General features: G+C 53.8%; 15 protein-coding genes. 14 read left to right on the top strand and 1 reads right to left on the bottom strand.

The genetic code is table 11. From position 1 onward, the window contains the following. Window positions 1-208: 208 nt before the first annotated feature. The 13 genes from DHf2319_RS12285 to DHf2319_RS12225 all read left to right on the top strand — a co-directional run bounded on the left by DHf2319_RS12285 (window position 209) and on the right by DHf2319_RS12225 (window position 14,050). Complete coding sequence (locus DHf2319_RS12285; protein WP_243478647.1) at window positions 209-655, top strand: ATP synthase subunit I; 447 nt, start codon at window positions 209-211, stop codon at window positions 653-655. A gap of 84 nt (window positions 656-739) precedes the next feature. Beyond that, window positions 740-1,621 carry a F0F1 ATP synthase subunit A gene (gene atpB, locus DHf2319_RS12280; RefSeq protein ID WP_243478646.1) on the top strand — a complete coding sequence of 294 codons (882 nt, stop codon included), beginning with the start codon at window positions 740-742 and terminating at the stop codon, window positions 1,619-1,621. 85 nt (window positions 1,622-1,706) lie between these two features. Continuing rightward, a complete protein-coding gene (gene atpE / locus DHf2319_RS12275) occupies window positions 1,707-1,946 on the top strand; it encodes a F0F1 ATP synthase subunit C (RefSeq protein ID WP_243478645.1) in 240 nt (79 codons plus the stop codon). Between the two features lie 134 nt (window positions 1,947-2,080). Further along, window positions 2,081-2,551 (top strand): F0F1 ATP synthase subunit B, encoded by a 471-nt coding sequence (locus DHf2319_RS12270; protein WP_243478644.1) that lies wholly within the window; start codon window positions 2,081-2,083, stop codon window positions 2,549-2,551. Between the two features lie 12 nt (window positions 2,552-2,563). After that, a complete protein-coding gene (locus DHf2319_RS12265; RefSeq protein ID WP_243478643.1) occupies window positions 2,564-3,106 on the top strand; it encodes a F0F1 ATP synthase subunit delta in 543 nt (180 codons plus the stop codon). A gap of 29 nt (window positions 3,107-3,135) precedes the next feature. Beyond that, window positions 3,136-4,677, top strand: coding sequence for a F0F1 ATP synthase subunit alpha (atpA, locus tag DHf2319_RS12260; RefSeq protein ID WP_243478642.1), 1,542 nt, complete (start codon window positions 3,136-3,138; stop codon window positions 4,675-4,677). A 39-nt stretch (window positions 4,678-4,716) separates the two neighbouring features. Continuing rightward, on the top strand, window positions 4,717-5,634 hold the full coding sequence (gene atpG, locus DHf2319_RS12255) for a F0F1 ATP synthase subunit gamma (RefSeq protein ID WP_243478641.1): 918 nt from the start codon (window positions 4,717-4,719) through the stop codon (window positions 5,632-5,634). Between the two features lie 59 nt (window positions 5,635-5,693). Further along, a complete protein-coding gene (gene atpD / locus DHf2319_RS12250; RefSeq protein ID WP_243478640.1) occupies window positions 5,694-7,094 on the top strand; it encodes a F0F1 ATP synthase subunit beta in 1,401 nt (466 codons plus the stop codon). Window positions 7,095-7,103: 9 nt separating this feature from the next. After that, window positions 7,104-7,535 carry a F0F1 ATP synthase subunit epsilon gene (locus DHf2319_RS12245; RefSeq protein ID WP_243478639.1) on the top strand — a complete coding sequence of 144 codons (432 nt, stop codon included), beginning with the start codon at window positions 7,104-7,106 and terminating at the stop codon, window positions 7,533-7,535. A gap of 181 nt (window positions 7,536-7,716) precedes the next feature. Further along, complete coding sequence (locus DHf2319_RS12240) at window positions 7,717-8,475, top strand: helix-turn-helix domain-containing protein (RefSeq protein WP_243478638.1); 759 nt, start codon at window positions 7,717-7,719, stop codon at window positions 8,473-8,475. Window positions 8,476-8,514: 39 nt separating this feature from the next. Next, on the top strand, window positions 8,515-9,591 hold the full coding sequence (hemE, locus tag DHf2319_RS12235; RefSeq protein WP_243478637.1) for a uroporphyrinogen decarboxylase: 1,077 nt from the start codon (window positions 8,515-8,517) through the stop codon (window positions 9,589-9,591). A gap of 313 nt (window positions 9,592-9,904) precedes the next feature. Next, window positions 9,905-12,007, top strand: a complete 2,103-nt coding sequence (locus DHf2319_RS12230; protein WP_243478636.1) for a primosomal protein N' — start codon at window positions 9,905-9,907, stop codon at window positions 12,005-12,007. A gap of 6 nt (window positions 12,008-12,013) precedes the next feature. Next, complete coding sequence (locus tag DHf2319_RS12225) at window positions 12,014-14,050, top strand: UvrD-helicase domain-containing protein (protein ID WP_243478635.1); 2,037 nt, start codon at window positions 12,014-12,016, stop codon at window positions 14,048-14,050. Between the two features lie 7 nt (window positions 14,051-14,057). On the opposite strand, the gene DHf2319_RS12220 is transcribed toward DHf2319_RS12225, so the two are convergent. Next, a complete protein-coding gene (locus DHf2319_RS12220) occupies window positions 14,058-14,918 on the bottom strand; it encodes an NAD(P)H-hydrate dehydratase (protein ID WP_243478634.1) in 861 nt (286 codons plus the stop codon). Between the two features lie 48 nt (window positions 14,919-14,966). Between DHf2319_RS12220 and DHf2319_RS12215 the strand changes: the two genes are divergently transcribed. After that, complete coding sequence (locus tag DHf2319_RS12215) at window positions 14,967-16,493, top strand: 3-hydroxyacyl-CoA dehydrogenase (RefSeq protein WP_243478633.1); 1,527 nt, start codon at window positions 14,967-14,969, stop codon at window positions 16,491-16,493. The last annotated feature ends 58 nt before the right edge of the window (window positions 16,494-16,551 follow it).

The raw sequence follows: 16,551 nt of genomic DNA, 5'->3' as shown, positions 1-16,551 counted from the left end.
GTTTTGCACATATTAGGGAAAACCGCTATACTTTTCAGGCTTTGCGTTGGCAATTTTCTGGGCCGATGAGTGTATAGCGCTCCGACGCCGGCAAATTGTGGGTTTATTTTCACGGAAGTAGTGTCCTTTTTGATCGGGACCGCCTGAAATAGCGGGCGTGTCAGGTCTCTGAAGGGTTACTTAAGCAAAATGTGATGAGTAAATGACGATGAGTGTTTCAACAGCGTCTGCCACTGATCACGTGGTGTTAAGTGAAGAGGACAAGCAACGTTTGGCCTACAGGGCGCGTCGAGATCTTTTCAGGGTTTTGACGGCTCAGTTGGTGGCATCCCTGGTAGTCGCTCTGGTTTTTTGGGTGGTCTCGGGGTCCGGTTCAGCGGTTAGTGCTTTATTGGGCGCAGCTTGTTATCTGGCGCCTAATGCGGTTTTTGTATTGCGTTTGGTATTGGCGACGTTTAAGCCTCAAGGGGCTGGTGCTGCCACTTTTCTGATCGGCAATGCGGTGAAGGTTCTTGTCGCGATCGGCCTGCTTTGGCTGCTTGCAGATGTCGAGGCTGGGCGTCTTGACTGGGTGGCTGCAATAGTTGGTTTGATTGCTGCATTAAAGGGATATTGGTTCGGCCTGCTATTTTCGGGTGGCAGGTTGAGTAAGTGAAATTTGGGTCGGAGCAGGGGTTTATTTGCTCCGTGTTGGAACTAAAGCTCGGTTGACGGGCAATCAGACAACGTAAGGGTTCGCATGGCTGCCGCTGGTGACGTCTCCCCCCAGTCCTATTACATTCAGCACCATTTGGTGAACAACAACAATATTGGTGGCAAGCAGGAGCTTATCGCCGATTTCAGCGTCATTAACTACGACTCTATGTTCTGGTCGTTGCTGATGGGCGTCATTGTTTTGTTTTTTATGTGGCGTGGCGCTCGCCGCGCAACCGCTGGTGTACCGGGCAGAGTGCAGGCCGCAGTCGAGTTGCTGGTTGACATGGTTGAGCAACAAGCCAAGAGCATCGTGCCCTCTGAGGAAACCCGCAAGTTCGTATCGCCGCTGGCGCTGACGATTTTCTTGTGGATCGTTTTGATGAACGCACTGGATCTGGTACCGGTTGACCTCATGCCCTGGATCTGGAAGACCACTGGCCTTGGTTACGCTCCAGGTGACCCACTCTACTATCACAAGATTTTGCCGACGGCGGACTTGAACGTTCCATTAGGCATGTCCTTTGGTGTCTTGCTGCTGATGTTCTATTACGGCATCAAGATCAAGCGCCCGGGCGGCTTTGTCAAAGAGCTGTTTACCGCGCCGTTTCACGCGCACGGTGTCGCCGCTTTGGTGTTGGCCCCAGCCAACTTTCTCCTGAATATCGTCGAGTACGCTGCCAAGTCCGTGTCCTTGGGCATGCGACTGTTTGGCAACATGTTTGCTGGCGAACTGGTGTTCATGTTGGTTGCTTTGTTGGGTGGTGCTTGGACCGGGTTCAATGCTGCTAGTCTGGCGTTGGGATTTGGCCACATTCTGGCGGGCACCATTTGGGCTTTGTTCCATATTTTGATTGTTGTACTTCAAGGGTTCATCTTCATGATGCTCACGCTGGTGTATATCGGCCAGGCGCATGAAGGGCACTAACAGTTGGCTTGACATAGTCGGGTTGGCTTTAACGAGTAGTTTGTTTTTTAACTTTGATTTTTGAGACATTAACCAAGGAGTTGTCATGACCAACGTCGCTTTCGTTGCTCTCGCTTGCGCTTTCATTATCGGTCTGGGTGCTATCGGTGCCTGCATCGGTATCGGTATGATGGGTGGCAAGTACCTCGAAGCTTCGGCCCGTCAGCCTGAACTGATGAACGCTTTGCAAACCAAAATGTTCCTGTTGGCTGGTCTGATCGACGCTGCGTTCCTGATCGGTGTCGGTATCGCGATGCTGTTCGCTTTCGCAAACCCGTTCGTCTGATCCATGACTCTGGGCGCACTGTCTAAAGGCAGTGCGCGCGTATCGCTTAAGCACATCCAGTGCTTGGGTATTAGTCAAATCGGGCATTTGGCATATTGTTTTGCCGGGTGCCTGGGTGTGATAGGGAAACGACCGTGAATCTGAACGCGACACTCTTTTTTCAGATGATCGTTTTCTTCGTGCTGGCGTGGGTCACAATGAAGTTCGTGTGGCCACCGATCACGAAGGCGATTGAAGAGCGCCGGCAAAAAATTGCCGAGGGGCTGGCTGCTGCTGAGAAGGGCAAGTCGGATCTGGCGCAATCGCAGGCAAAAATCTCCGCTATGGAGCAATCAGCCAAGGCTGACCTGCACTTGCGCACCACCGAAGCCGAAAAGCACGGTGCTCAAATTATTGAACAGGCTCGTCAAGAGGCTGAGGCTGAGCGTGCACGCATTGTTGAGCAGGCTCGTCAAGAAGCACTGCAAGAAGCTCAGCGAGTTCGCGATGCCTTGCGCGACGAAGTGGCCAAACTAGCGGTTCAGGGCGCATCACAAATCCTGAAGCGCGAAGTTGACCAGAAAGCGCACGCAGAACTGCTCGCGCAGCTAAAGACACAACTGTAAGGGGCGTGTCTCATGGCTGAAAACTCCACCATCGCACGTCCGTACGCTGAAGCGCTGTTTGAGGCGTCCAAAGCGTCGGCCGATGGCTTACAAGTGACTGCCCAAAATCTGCAGTTGCTTGCTGAGCTCATTGGTATGGAAGACGTCAGGCAAACCGTCTCCGATCCACGGCTCGATGACACCGATCGGTGTGATCTAGTCAAAGGATTGTTAAAAGGCGTTTCGCTTGACGCGCACTTGAGCAACTTTGTCGAGCTGCTCGTCAGCAATGACCGCTTGTTGCTCATGCCGGAAATTGCCGAGCAGTTTGCGGCGCTCAAGGACAAGGCTGAAGGCGTGGCTCAGGCTGAAATCGTCAGTGCCTTTCCGATGTCAGATGACCAGGTCACTGAGCTTGTGCAACTGCTGGAGCCCAAATTCAATTTAAAGCTAAAGCCGCACGTGACGGTGGACGACACCTTGATTGGTGGCGTGCGCGTCGTGGTAGGGGATTACGTGCTTGACACTTCGGTGCAAGCCCAGCTTAACCGCATGCGCGATGCGCTGATGGCCTAGGCCAACGAACAGTTTTCAGGAGTCTGAACATGCAACTCAATCCGTCAGAGATTAGTGAACTACTAAAGAGCCGAATCGAAGGTCTGGGTACCTCTTCGGATATTCGTACCCAGGGCACCGTCGTCTCGGTGACCGACGGTATTTGCCGCATCCATGGACTGTCGGACGTGATGCAGGGCGAAATGCTCGAGTTCCCCAACAACACTTTTGGCTTGGCACTGAACCTCGAGCGTGACTCGGTTGGCGCCGTGGTTCTCGGTGACTACACCAACATTTCGGAAGGTGATGCGGTTCGCACCACTGGCCGTATTTTGGAAGTGCCGGTCGGACCTGAGCTCCTTGGTCGCGTGGTGAATGCACTGGGTGTGCCGATTGATGGCCGCGGTCCTATCGATGCCAAGGAAACCGACATTATTGAAAAAGTGGCCCCAGGCGTGATTGCACGTCAGTCCGTGTCACAACCACTGCAGACTGGCTTGAAGGCCATCGACTCCATGGTGCCGATTGGTCGTGGTCAGCGTGAGCTGATCATTGGTGACCGCCAGACTGGTAAGACGGCCGTTGCAGTTGACACCATCATCAACCAGAAAGGCAAAGACGTTAAGTGCGTCTACGTTGCAATTGGTCAGAAAGCATCGACGATTAACAACGTCGTGCGCAAGCTCGAAGAGCACGGTGCGCTGGAGTACACGATTGTGGTGGCCGCCGCCGCATCGGAAAGCGCAGCGATGCAGTACTTGTCAGCCTATGCTGGTTGCACCATGGGTGAGTACTTCCGTGATCGCGGTCAAGATGCATTGATCATCTATGATGACTTGACCAAGCAAGCTTGGGCATACCGTCAGGTGTCGCTGCTGTTGCGCCGCCCACCAGGTCGCGAAGCGTATCCTGGTGATGTGTTCTATCTGCACTCCCGTTTGCTCGAGCGTGCTGCTCGTGTCAACCCTGAGTACGTTGAGAAATTCACCAACGGTGAAGTCAAAGGCAAGACAGGTTCATTGACGGCTTTGCCGATCATTGAAACCCAGGCCGGTGACGTGTCGGCTTTCGTGCCCACCAACGTGATCTCGATTACCGACGGTCAGATCTTCCTGGAAACTGACCTCTTTAACGCCGGTGTGCGTCCTGCTATCAACGCAGGTATCTCGGTATCGCGAGTCGGTGGTGCTGCGCAGACCAAGATTATCAAGAAGCTTTCAGGTGGTATTCGTACCGACTTGGCTCAGTATCGTGAACTCGCGGCGTTTGCACAGTTCGCTTCTGACCTCGATGAAGCAACCCGTCGTCAGCTCGAGCGCGGCAAGCGCGTGGTTGAGTTGCTCAAGCAACCGCAGTACCAGCCTTTGCAGGTGTGGGAACTTGGTGTGGTGCTGTTCTCGGTGAATAACGGCTACCTCGATGATGTGGCTGTTGAGCAAGTGCTGGCATTTGAGAAGGGCTTGAAAGACTATCTGAAGGCCAAGCACGCTGGGTTCATCGAGCGTGTAGAGAGCAGCAAAGAGCTCTCCAAGGACGACGAGGCCGAGTTGGTTGCCGCGCTGCAGGAGTTCAAAAAGCACGGCACCTATTAATTGGCAGATGGCTTGAGATAACGGAACCCGGGAACTGCAATGGCAGGAATCAAGGAAATTCGAACCAAGATCAAGAGCGTGCAAAACACGCGCAAGATCACCAAAGCCATGGAAATGGTGGCGGCCTCCAAGATGCGCAAGGCACAAGATCGTATGCGTGCCGGCCGTCCGTATGCCGTCAAAGTCCGTAACATGGCGGCTCACCTGATGCAGGCCAACCCTGATTATCATCACCCCTATCTGACCGAGCGTGAATCGCTCAAAGCAGTTGGTGTGGTGGTGGTGACGACCGATAAAGGCCTGTGTGGTGGCTTGAACACCAACATCATGCGTCTGGTGCTCAACAAGTACTCAGAATTCAACGCGCAAGGCATTAAGTCGCAGTTCACGGCCTTTGGTAACAAGGGCTTGGGCGTGTTGTCACGTGTGGGCGCCAATGTAGTGACTCAGGAAGTAGGCTTGGGCGATATGCCTCAACTTGACCGCCTGATCGGTGCATTGAAAGTGCAACTTGACGATTTCGTTGAAGGCAAGATCGATGCGGTCTACCTCGCCACCAATCGTTTTGTGAACACCATGCGTCAAGAACCCGTGTTCTTCCGCTTGCTGCCTTTGCCAGGCAAGCTCGCTGATCCCAATACGGTGTTCGAGACACCGGCTCAAGGGGTTGAGACTCCCGGTGAGAACCAGTCGCAGTATGGCTGGGATTACATCTATGAGCCAGATGCGAAGTCAGTCATTGACGAGCTGTTGCAACGCTACGTCGAAGGCGTGGTTTACCAGGCAGTCGCTGAAAGCATGGCTTCGGAACAGTCTGCCCGGATGGTGGCCATGAAGGCGGCGTCTGACAACGCCAAAAAGGTGATCGGAGATCTGCAGCTGGTCTACAACAAGACCCGCCAGGCCGCCATTACCAAAGAAATTTCTGAAATTGTGGGGGGTGCAGCAGCGGTGTGATGTCGCACTCAAGCTAGCCCATCCGAACAACGCTACAAGAGATCGAGTAAGGAAATCAAATGAGCAACGGAACCATCGTTCAATGTATCGGCGCAGTGGTGGATATTCAGTTTCCCCGTGACGCGATGCCGCACATCTACGAAGCGCTGACCTTGGCTGACGAATCCAGCTCTTTTGCAGAAAAGGGTCTGACGTTTGAAGTTCAGCAGCAATTGGGTGACGGCATTGTCCGCACGATTGCGCTTGGCTCAAGCGATGGCTTGCGTCGCGGCATGGCAGTTAACAAGACCGGTGCACCGATTTCAGTACCGGTTGGCACCGGCACTCTGGGTCGTATCATGGACGTGTTGGGTCGCCCGATTGACGAAGCCGGCCCAATCGCTTCGGATGAGAAGCGTGCGATTCACCAGACCGCACCGAAGTTTGACGAGCTGTCGCCTTCGGTTGAGCTGCTTGAAACGGGTATCAAGGTGATTGACTTGGTTTGCCCGTTTGCCAAGGGCGGTAAAGTCGGCCTTTTCGGTGGTGCCGGCGTGGGTAAGACCGTGAACATGATGGAGCTCATCAACAACATCGCCAAACAGCACAGTGGTCTGTCTGTGTTTGCCGGTGTGGGTGAGCGTACTCGTGAAGGTAACGACTTCTACCACGAGATGGAAGAGTCGAACGTCCTGGACAAAGTGGCCATGGTGTTTGGTCAGATGAACGAGCCACCAGGTAACCGTCTGCGTGTGGCATTGACCGGCTTGACCATGGCCGAGAAGTTCCGTGATGAAGGCCGTGACATTCTGTTCTTCGTGGACAACATCTACCGCTATACCCTGGCCGGTACCGAAGTGTCCGCTTTGCTCGGTCGTATGCCTTCTGCGGTGGGTTACCAGCCAACGCTTGCTGAAGAAATGGGCGTTCTGCAAGAGCGCATTACTTCAACCAAGACCGGTTCAATTACTTCGATTCAGGCCGTGTACGTGCCTGCCGACGACTTGACCGACCCGTCGCCTGCAACCACCTTCCAGCACTTGGACTCGACTGTGGTGCTTTCGCGTGACATCGCGGCACTTGGTATCTATCCTGCTGTGGATCCGCTTGACTCCACTAGCCGTCAGCTTGATCCGCACGTGGTGGGCGAAGAGCACTACAACGTGGCACGTGGTGTTCAGCAAACGCTGCAGCGTTACAAGGAATTGCGTGACATTATCGCGATTCTGGGTATGGACGAACTCTCGCCAGAAGACAAGCAGGCGGTTGCTCGCGCTCGTAAGATCCAGCGTTTCCTGTCGCAGCCCTTCCACGTGGCTGAGGTGTTTACGGGTTCACCTGGCAAGTACGTGCCCCTGTCTGAAACCATCCGTGGCTTTAAGATGATTGTTGAAGGCGAGTGCGATGCGTTGCCCGAGCAGGCCTTCTACATGGTGGGTTCTATCGACGAGGCCTTCGAGAAAGCCAAGACGATCCAATAAGGAAGCGACATGAGCTTGATCAAAGTTGATGTAGTCAGCGCCGAGCAGTCTCTCTTTGAAGGTGAGGCCAAGTTTGTGGCCTTGCCGGGTGAGGCTGGTGAGCTAGGTGTATTGCCCGGCCACACCCCGCTGATTACCAGGATTCGTCCCGGAACGCTAAAGATTGTGATGCCCGACGACTCGGAAGAGACAATTTTTGTCGCTGGCGGGTTGCTAGAGATTCAGCCGAATCATGTCACGGTGCTATCTGACACTGCGATCCGGGCGGCAGATCTGGATGAGGCCAAAGCCGAAGAGGCGCGTCGTCAGGCTGAGGAGTCATTGCGTAACGCGAAGGACAAAGCCGATATAGCGGTTGTTCAGGCCGAGCTCGAAATGCTGGCCGCTCAGGCGCTCGCAGCCCGTAAGCTACGTGGTGTTAGCCGACGTGGAATGAACTAGTTAGTTATTGCTAGTGAGCTCAAACGCACTCGTATCAATCGAGTGCGTTTTTTTTGGGGTGTTGCAAGGACACCTTTTTGTTAGTCCTCATATGTGAGCAATTGCCGCAATGCGTTAACTCCGAATAGAAATGACCACTTGATCTCTGTAGGCTAGCGGGCTTTCTGTACAGGAGATTGCAATGAGGCAACACATAGACTTGGCATGGCTATCTAGAGCAGATCATCAGTCCTGGTTCGAGCGAACGCTGACCGGGTTACGACCTGCTTTAAGCAGGGTGCGTTTGCATGAGCTGAATTGGCTCGCGGATTTTGAGCTTGCCCGGGATCAGAACCAGCGCGCTGAGGAATCGGCACAAGTGTTGGCTAATGCCGTGGTCGATCTTAGGCGCTACGATGCTTTGCTAATCACGGTTTCGCTCGACACACTGGTTTGGACGCGTCGTTGTCTGGCAGCCTTGCCCAAGACGCCGGTGGTACCGATCATCGGTATGCTCGAAGGCCTTCAATCCGGCGCCATGATTGATTTGCTTGAGCTTGGCATGGCCGACTTTGTGCAGCCAGCGGTTTGTCCCCACGAGTTCCGAGCCAGATTAATTGCAGTCGTTTGCCGTGCGCCACGCTACTTCCCCTTGCGCGAACCGACGGTGGGCATTGCGCCTACTCTGATAGATCCACGTAACCCGGCGTGCACAGATCCCAGGATCAGACCTGAACCACCAGCAGAGCGGTTAGCCGTGTCACATCTGGCGTGGCCAACCGTGCCATTCCAAGAAAACAAGCAACGAATCATCGCTTTGTTTGAGAAACAGTACTTGATGTTGACTCTGCGGCGTGCCAACGGCAACATCACTCAAGCAGCTCGCCTCGCGCAAAAAGACCGTCGCTCCTATTGGGAATTGATGCGCAGGCACAACATCACGTCAGATGGTCAGGACTAGGTACAATCAACCCGACTGTCATTTCAACAGGGTGAGCCCGTGAGTTTTGCTGCGTTAAAGAACGATACTTTTCTAAAAGCATTAAAGCGTGAGTCAGTGGCATACACACCGATTTGGCTAATGCGTCAGGCTGGTAGATATCTCGATGAGTATCGCGCGACGCGTGCACGGGCTGGCTCCTTTATGGGCCTGGCACAGAATCCCGAGTTTGCAACGGAAGTAACCCTGCAGCCGCTCGATCGCTTTCCCTTGGATGCAGCGATCTTGTTCTCAGATATTTTGACTGTGCCTGATGCCATGGGTTTGGGGTTGCAGTTCGTCGCAGGAGAAGGTCCTCAGTTTGACAAGCCATTGCAAGATGAGTCTGCTGTCAGAGCACTCGCTGTACCCGACATGGACAAGCTTCAATATGTATTTGATGCAGTTGCAATGATTCGCCGTGAGCTGAATGGACGCGTACCATTAATTGGTTTTGCAGGCAGCCCGTTTACGATTGGGTGCTACATGATTGAAGGTCAAGGTACCCGCGAATATCGGCTAATTAAAACCATGATGTATGCAAGGCCAGACCTACTTCATCATATTCTTGATATCAACGCGCGCGCTACCACTGCCTACCTTAATGCTCAAATCGCTGCAGGGGCTCAGGCTGTGATGCTGTTCGATAGCTGGGGCGGCGTATTGCCCGACGGTAAGTACCAGGAGTTTTCTCTCGAGTACATGCGTCAAGTGGTGCAAGGTCTGACGCGTGAAGTTGATGGCGTGGCGATTCCTGTGATCGTGTTTACCAAGGGCGGTGGCCTTTGGCTTGAGGAAATCGCCGATATTGGTTGTGATGCGCTTGGTCTTGATTGGACGGTTAATCTCGGGCAGGCGCGCCGACGGGTCAATGATCGTGTTGCACTGCAAGGCAACATGGACCCAATGTCGCTTTTTGCCAACGAGGCAGCAGTGCGTGCCGAGGCTCGTAGGGTGCTCGATTCTTACGGTGAGGTCGGTAACGGTGGGCACGTGTTCAACCTCGGGCATGGCATTTCCCAGCATACGCCAGTGGACAATGTGGCCGCCCTGGTCGATGAGGTGCACACCTACAGTCGTCAGTTTCACGCCTGTTGAGGGACGTTTCATGCCCAGTTTCAGGGCATGATGCCTCGGGTTATGCACAGAAAATATTAATGATGGGGCAAACCCTGATTTCAGTAGGGAGTTACGTCATAATTTTTTATAACCCGTTGATTTGTAATTAAATTTATATGGAACTTTGATTTGGTTGGTGATTGTTGGCCGACTTGACAGTCTTCAAAAATTAGGGTTTCAGAAGGTTTTCCCCAAAGTTATCCACAGGCTGGCTAATCACACCGTCTGCCCCTGAAAAATAGTTTCAAGTCGTCAGCGTTTTACAGCCCTCATCAAGAATCTACTTTAAGTTATGCCACCTGTCAGCCGTGTCCCGATATCTGAAGCGAGTGCCCTGCGGTATTGCCGGGTGGCGCTTGATGTGCCGTTGGCCGGACCTTTTGACTACGCTAGCGCAGAACCGGTAGAGGCGGGTGATCGTGTTTTGGTGCCGTTTGGTCGTCGTCGTCTGATCGGGGTAGTGATCCAGATCGATATAGAGCCAACACTACCACCCGAACAAATACGCCCGATTGAGCGTGTGCTTCGTGACCTTGGTCCGCTACTTCCGAAGTGGCTTGCTTTGGCCGAGTTTGCAGCCGGGTACTACCAGCGTCCTGTTGGCGAGGTTATGTTACCGGCGTTGCCAGTCCCATTGCGGCGCGTCAGCAGTTACGAAGGTAAGCGGGCTGGTCAGCAGGGTCCAGTCGAGCGACTTAAAAAACGGCGAGTCAGTCAATCACAGCCTGAAGTGGGCACACCCTTGGCGGACTCTTTGACATTAACCTCACAACAACAACACGCTGCTGACCAAATCATGGCGGCCAGTGGGTTCGCAGCGTTCTTGTTATTTGGCGTGACTGGCAGCGGTAAAACCCAGGTGTATCTAACCGTGGCTCAGGCGGTGCTGGCTCGAGGTGGTCGAGTTTTGTTTTTAGTGCCAGAGATTAATCTGACGCCACAGTTTGCGCAGGCCCTGCTGCAAAAGCTAGGCTCGGTGGTTACCCATGATGAGGTCGCCATTTTGCATAGCCGTCTTGCTGATGGCGAGCGGCTTGACGCCTGGTTGCGAGCCCATGAGGGTCAGGCTCGCATTGTGCTTGGAACCAGATTGGCCATCTTTGTGTCAATGCCAGCGATCGATCTGATCGTCGTTGATGAGGAACATGATCCGTCGTATAAGCAGCAAGAGGGTTTGCGTTATTCGGCGCGCGACCTGGCTGTCTGGCGCGCTCGCCAGGAGAATGCACCAGTTATTCTAGGATCAGCTACCCCATCACTTGAGTCTTGGCATAAGGCCGAGCGGGGCGATTACCAGCGACTGACGCTTACCGAGCGTGCCAGTGCTGCTGCCTTGCCAACGGTGCAGTTAATCGATACGCGCAGGCTTGAATTAAACAAAGGGCTAGCCCCCCAACTGATTGATGCGATCGGCCTTGCGCTGTCGCAGGCACGACAAGCGCTTGTCTACCTTAATCGACGAGGCTATGCACCGGTCTTGCACTGCAATAGTTGCGGCTGGGTGAGCCAATGCGATCATTGCACGGCGTTTAGTGTGGTCCATCGGGCAGGGGGCCATCGCATGCGGTTGCATTGTCATCACTGCGGCGCGCAGCGGGTTGCGCCGGCGTCTTGCCCGAGCTGCGGCGATCCTGACCTACAGCCTATGGGAAGAGGTACGCAGCGACTAGAGGAACACTTGGCACAGCTGTTTCCGCAGGCCCGAATCGCCCGCATTGATGCCGACAGTACACGCCGTAAAGGCAGTGCGCAGGATTTGTTTGAACAGGTGCATGCGGGTGAGGTAGATATTTTGGTGGGCACCCAAATGGTCTCCAAGGGGCATGACTTTGGAAATTTAGGGGTGGTCGGTGTGGTGAATGCCGATGCAATGCTGTTCTCCCAAGACTTTAGGGCACCAGAGCGCTTGTTTGCACAGCTGCTACAAGTTGCTGGCCGGGCCGGTCGTGACGGCAAATCAGGCTTGGTCATGATTCAGACAGGATATCCGGAGCAACCTCTTTATCAGGCCTTAAAGCGTCATGACTATGAAGGCTTTGCTCGCAGCTTGATGCTTGAGCGTGAGGCAGCGGGTTTGCCGCCGTTTGCTTTTCAGGCGCTACTGACGGCTGAGGCCACGCAGTTGCCTGATGCGCTTGGCTTTTTAGAGGCTGCAAGAGCGACTGCGCTGGCTTGGCTACAGGCTCATCAATTAAATGAAGTGGTCACGCTTTATGATGCGGTGCCGTTGCGGGTGGTGCGAGTCGCAAAAATTTGCCGGGCCCAGTTGTTAATTGAGGCAAGTTCACGTGCTGCGCTGCATCGTTTGTTACGAGGTTGGTTAATCAGTTTGGGAAGTCGGCATGGCACCGGCGGTTTACGTTGGCAGCTCGAGGTAGACCCGCTGGAAATCTAATAGCTTATGAATAGAGTAGATCTGTCTCGCATGAACCCGGCGCAACAACAAGCAGTGCGCTATCTTGATGGCCCTAGTCTGGTTCTGGCAGGTGCTGGCTCGGGTAAGACAAGGGTGATTACCAGCAAAATCTCCTACCTGGTTGGCCAGTGCGGCTACGAACCCAAGAGCGTGTTTGCGGTGACCTTTACCAACAAGGCAGCCTCTGAGATGCGCGAGCGTCTAATTAAGATGCTTGGCGCTGAACGAGTGCTTGAGCTCAATATCAGTACGTTCCATTCGCTGGGTGTGCGTATGTTGCGTGAGGAGTCTAAAGCGGCAGGTTTAAAAACCGGCTTCTCGGTGATGGATGCACAGGATTGTTTTGGGTTGATTCAGTCGCTCGTGGCAAGCACTGACAAGGCGAGGTTAAAAGCTATACAGCAGCAAATTTCACTTTGGAAAAACGCCTTGCTTGACCCAGATGCTGCCACACACAGCGCACAAAACGCCATGATGATGGATGCAGCGCGCGTCTATCACAGTTATCAGACGAGTTTACGCGCCTATCAGGCAGTGGACTTTGATGATCTGATTATGTTGCCATGTCAATTGCTGGCTGATAACGAAGACGTTCGTGAAAAATGGCAAAACCGCATACGCCACTTACTGATTGATGAGTATCAGGATACCAATGCGTGTCAGTATGAGCTCATGCGCCACTTGACTGGTGTGCGTGCCATGTTCACAGCCGTGGGTGATGATGACCAGGCCATCTATGGCTGGCGTGGCGCGACCATGCAAAACCTGGCGCGTCTGCAAGATGACTACCCGGTGTTGAAACTCATCAAACTTGAGCAAAACTATCGCTCTACGCAGACGATTCTAGCGGCGGCCAATCACCTCATCACTCGCAACCCAAAGCTGTTTCCCAAGCAACTCTGGTCTGATCTGGGAACGGGAGAAGCGATCTCGGTCTCGCGTATGGATGGCGAGCTTGAGCAAGCCCAAGCCGTCGCGATACGCCTCTCAGCCGCGCGCACGGAAAAGCGGGCGACCTGGAAAGACTTTGCGGTTCTGTATCGCAGTAATCAGCAGGCTCGTGCCATGGAGCAGGCGCTGCGTGATTTGCGCATACCCTATACGGTCTCGGGTGGGCAAAGTTTTTTTGACAAGGCTGAGGTCCGCGACATCCTGGCCTATCTGCGGCTAGTAGCCAATGAACAGGATGATCCAGCATTCATTCGGGCGGCGACTACACCGCGTCGAGGCATTGGTCAGGCTACTTTACAGGCGCTTGGAGAATACGCGGCCAAGCGGCATATCAGTATGTTTGCAGCTGCATGCGAGCAAGGCGCGCAAGCTGCGATCAATCCTAAACAGCTGCAGGCACTGCAGACTTTTGTTGGCTTTTTGCAGCGCTATGCGATGAGAGCGAGTCAGCCGGCTAGCCGAGAGCATGTGGCCACGCTATTAGACGAACTGATGGCAGCGATCAATTATGAACATTATTTGTATGACGTCAGTTCTGATGATCGGGCTGCAAGAATGCGGTGGCAGACGGTGCTTGAACTGCTTGACTGGCTCAAGAGCCGTGCAACCGAATCTAACTGGAGCTTGTCGGAATTGGTGCAGCATGTCGCGCTGATCACGATGCTCGAGCGCCAGGGTGAGCAGTCGCCAGATGCAGTGACGCTCTCGACACTACATGCTGCAAAAGGGCTGGAATTCCCCCACGTGTACTTGATTGGCGTTGAGGAGGGATTGTTACCTCACCTGGGGCGGGAGTCCGATGAGGATTCGCTGGCAGGCGGTCCCGAGCGTATCGAAGAAGAGCGACGTCTTATGTATGTGGGCATTACACGTGCGCAACGCAGCCTGCACCTGACGTGGTGCGCTAGACGCCGCCGTGGCGGCCAGGATCAAGCTTGTGAGATTTCCAGATTTGTGGCCGAGATGGGACTTGAGCAGCAGCCTGCGGTTGCAGACCCTGGTGCATCTCTTACACCCAAAGGCCGTCTGGACATGCTTAAAGCCATGTTGCTAAAGCCAGGCGCATCTTGATCAGGGTTCAGTTTGGTTTGAGCGTATTTCTTAACTTGCGAATCGTGTCAATCAGTTCCGATGCCGTCAGTCCAATCGGGCCACCGAGTTGAGCAACCAGCTCATCAGCCGCTTTGCCATGTAGCCAGACAGCGGCGGGTACCGCTACTTCAGTCGTAAAGCCTTGAGCCAACAGGCTTGTCAGTAAGCCAGTCAATACATCACCACTGCCTGCGGTAGCTAATCCAACGTTGCCGGTGGTGTTCGTCTGGCATTGACCATCCGGACGACAGATGACAGTATGCTGCCCTTTTAGGACAACCCAGGCGTTGAATCTAGCGGCCAAGGTTTGTGCTGCCTTAATTCGATCAGCCTGTACGCTGCTCACGTCAGTGTTCAAGAGCCTTGCTGCTTCAGCCGGATGTGGTGTGAGCACTACGCTACCTTGGCCCCACGTTGCACTGACATCACCGCGCGCCAAGGCATTTAAAGCATCGGCATCGATGACCAATGGACTACCTGCGCGATGACTAAAAACAGCTTTTAAGCACTGCAGACCGTAGTTGCTATCACCCAAGCCACAACCGACTCCCCAAGCAGTGATCTGCTCGGAGATATCGATCAACGCATCCAGGGCCCGCCACATGAGCTCGGGTTGGCCGACGTCTACATCGAACAATACAGACTCTTGCGCCAAGCCCACGTAGACTCGCCCGCAACCCGATTTAAGCGCCGCTCTACCGGCCAAGACTGCAGCCCCAACCATACTGGGTGCTCCACCAACAATGGCACTAGAGCCAAAGCTGCCTTTATGGCCGGCTGGATCCCGGACCGCAAATATCTGAGCAAATTGGCTCGGATCAATCAAATCGGACACTCGTTTGGACATGTTTGTCGGGCACAATAGAGAAAAAATAGATATTCAGAGGATAGATCGATGTATTCGTTTGAAACAATTGGTGTGGTTGGCGTAGGCGCCATGGGTAGAGGCATTGTACAGATCGCTGCTCAGGCGGGTCTAAAAGTGATCATGTTCGATCAGCAACTTCAGGCTACTCATTCCGCTCGTGAAGCGCTCGGACAGACGTGGGATAAGTTGGTGGTCAAGGGCAAAATGACTCAAACCGCTGCCCAGACTGCGCTATCGAATGTGCATGTAGCGCAGTCCCTTGGTGAGCTGGCAGATTGTGATGTGGTGATTGAGGCTATCGTTGAGCGACTTGATATCAAGCAGGCACTGTTTCGTGAGCTTGAGGGGGTGGTTGGTCCCGATTGCGCACTGGTGTCAAACACGTCCTCTTTGTCTGTGACAGCCATTGCATCTGCCTGCAACAGGCCGCAGCGTGTGGCGGGTTACCATTTCTTTAATCCAGTGCCTCTCATGAAAGTCGTCGAAGTCATCGATGGTTTGCGCTCTGACCCGGCAGTCGGTGACGCATTGATGCGATTGAGCCAACGCATGGGTCACACGGCTGTACGCGCTAAAGATATGCCGGGATTTATTGTGAACCACGCTGGTCGCGGATTTGGCACCGAGGGGTTCCGCATAGTGCAAGAAGGGGTCGCTAGTTACGAAACGGTGGATGACATCATGCGTGAGCAATGCGGATTTCGCATGGGTCCATTCGAACTCATGGATTTGACGGGCCTTGATGTCTCACACGCTGTGATGGAGTCAGTCTATCGCCAGTTTTATGATGAGCCAAGGTTCAGGCCCTCACCCTTGGGTACTGCTCGTGTGGCGGGCGGTCTCTATGGTCGTAAAACGGGGGCTGGCTTTTACGAGTATCTGGACGGCAAGAAAAAAGAATCTCCATTGCCGGCTATCCCTGAAATCACTGCGCCGCCTTCCGTGTGGGTAAGTCCTGCGCACGAGCATGGTCATCAACTCGCCATGTCACTACTCACTAGCCTCGGTGTCACTCTGCAGACTGGTAGTCGACCCAACCAAGATGATTTGATTGTGGTGACACCGTTTGGACAGGATGTCTCGACAGTTATTTCCGAGCAACGGCTTGATGCAGCTCGCACCGTTGCCATTGATACGTTTGGATCTTTGCAACCGCCGCGTCGTCGCACACTCATGGTGTCACCTGCGACTTTGCCGCAGTGGCGAGATTATGCTCATGCGATATTTGCTCGCGACCAGGTAGCGGTCAGTGTGATTCAGGACTCGCCTGGATTTGTTGCGCAACGAGTGCTCGCCACCATCGTAAACATTGCTTGTGATATTGCTCAGCAGCAAATCGCGAGTCCGGTTGATATTGATCGAGCAGTGACATTGGGTTTGAATTACCCGGCAGGCCCTCTTGCTTATGGTGACAGCCTAGGTCCCGCCCGAGTACTTGAAATCTTGAACAACATTCAAGCCGTGACGGGTGACATGCGTTACCGCCCAAGTCTGTGGCTAAAGCGCCGGGTACAGCTAGGCATGTCATTGTTAGAACAGTCGGCAACTGCTTGAAGCCCGAAATACAAAAGCGCCGCATAGCGGCGCTTTTGTATTACTTGTGCCAAGAAAG

The organism is Orrella daihaiensis (assembly GCF_022811525.1).
GTDB classification, from domain to species: Bacteria; Pseudomonadota; Gammaproteobacteria; order Burkholderiales; family Burkholderiaceae_B; genus Algicoccus; species Algicoccus daihaiensis.
Note: the sequence above shows the minus strand (reverse complement) of the source record. Positions and strands in the feature narration are given on the sequence as shown.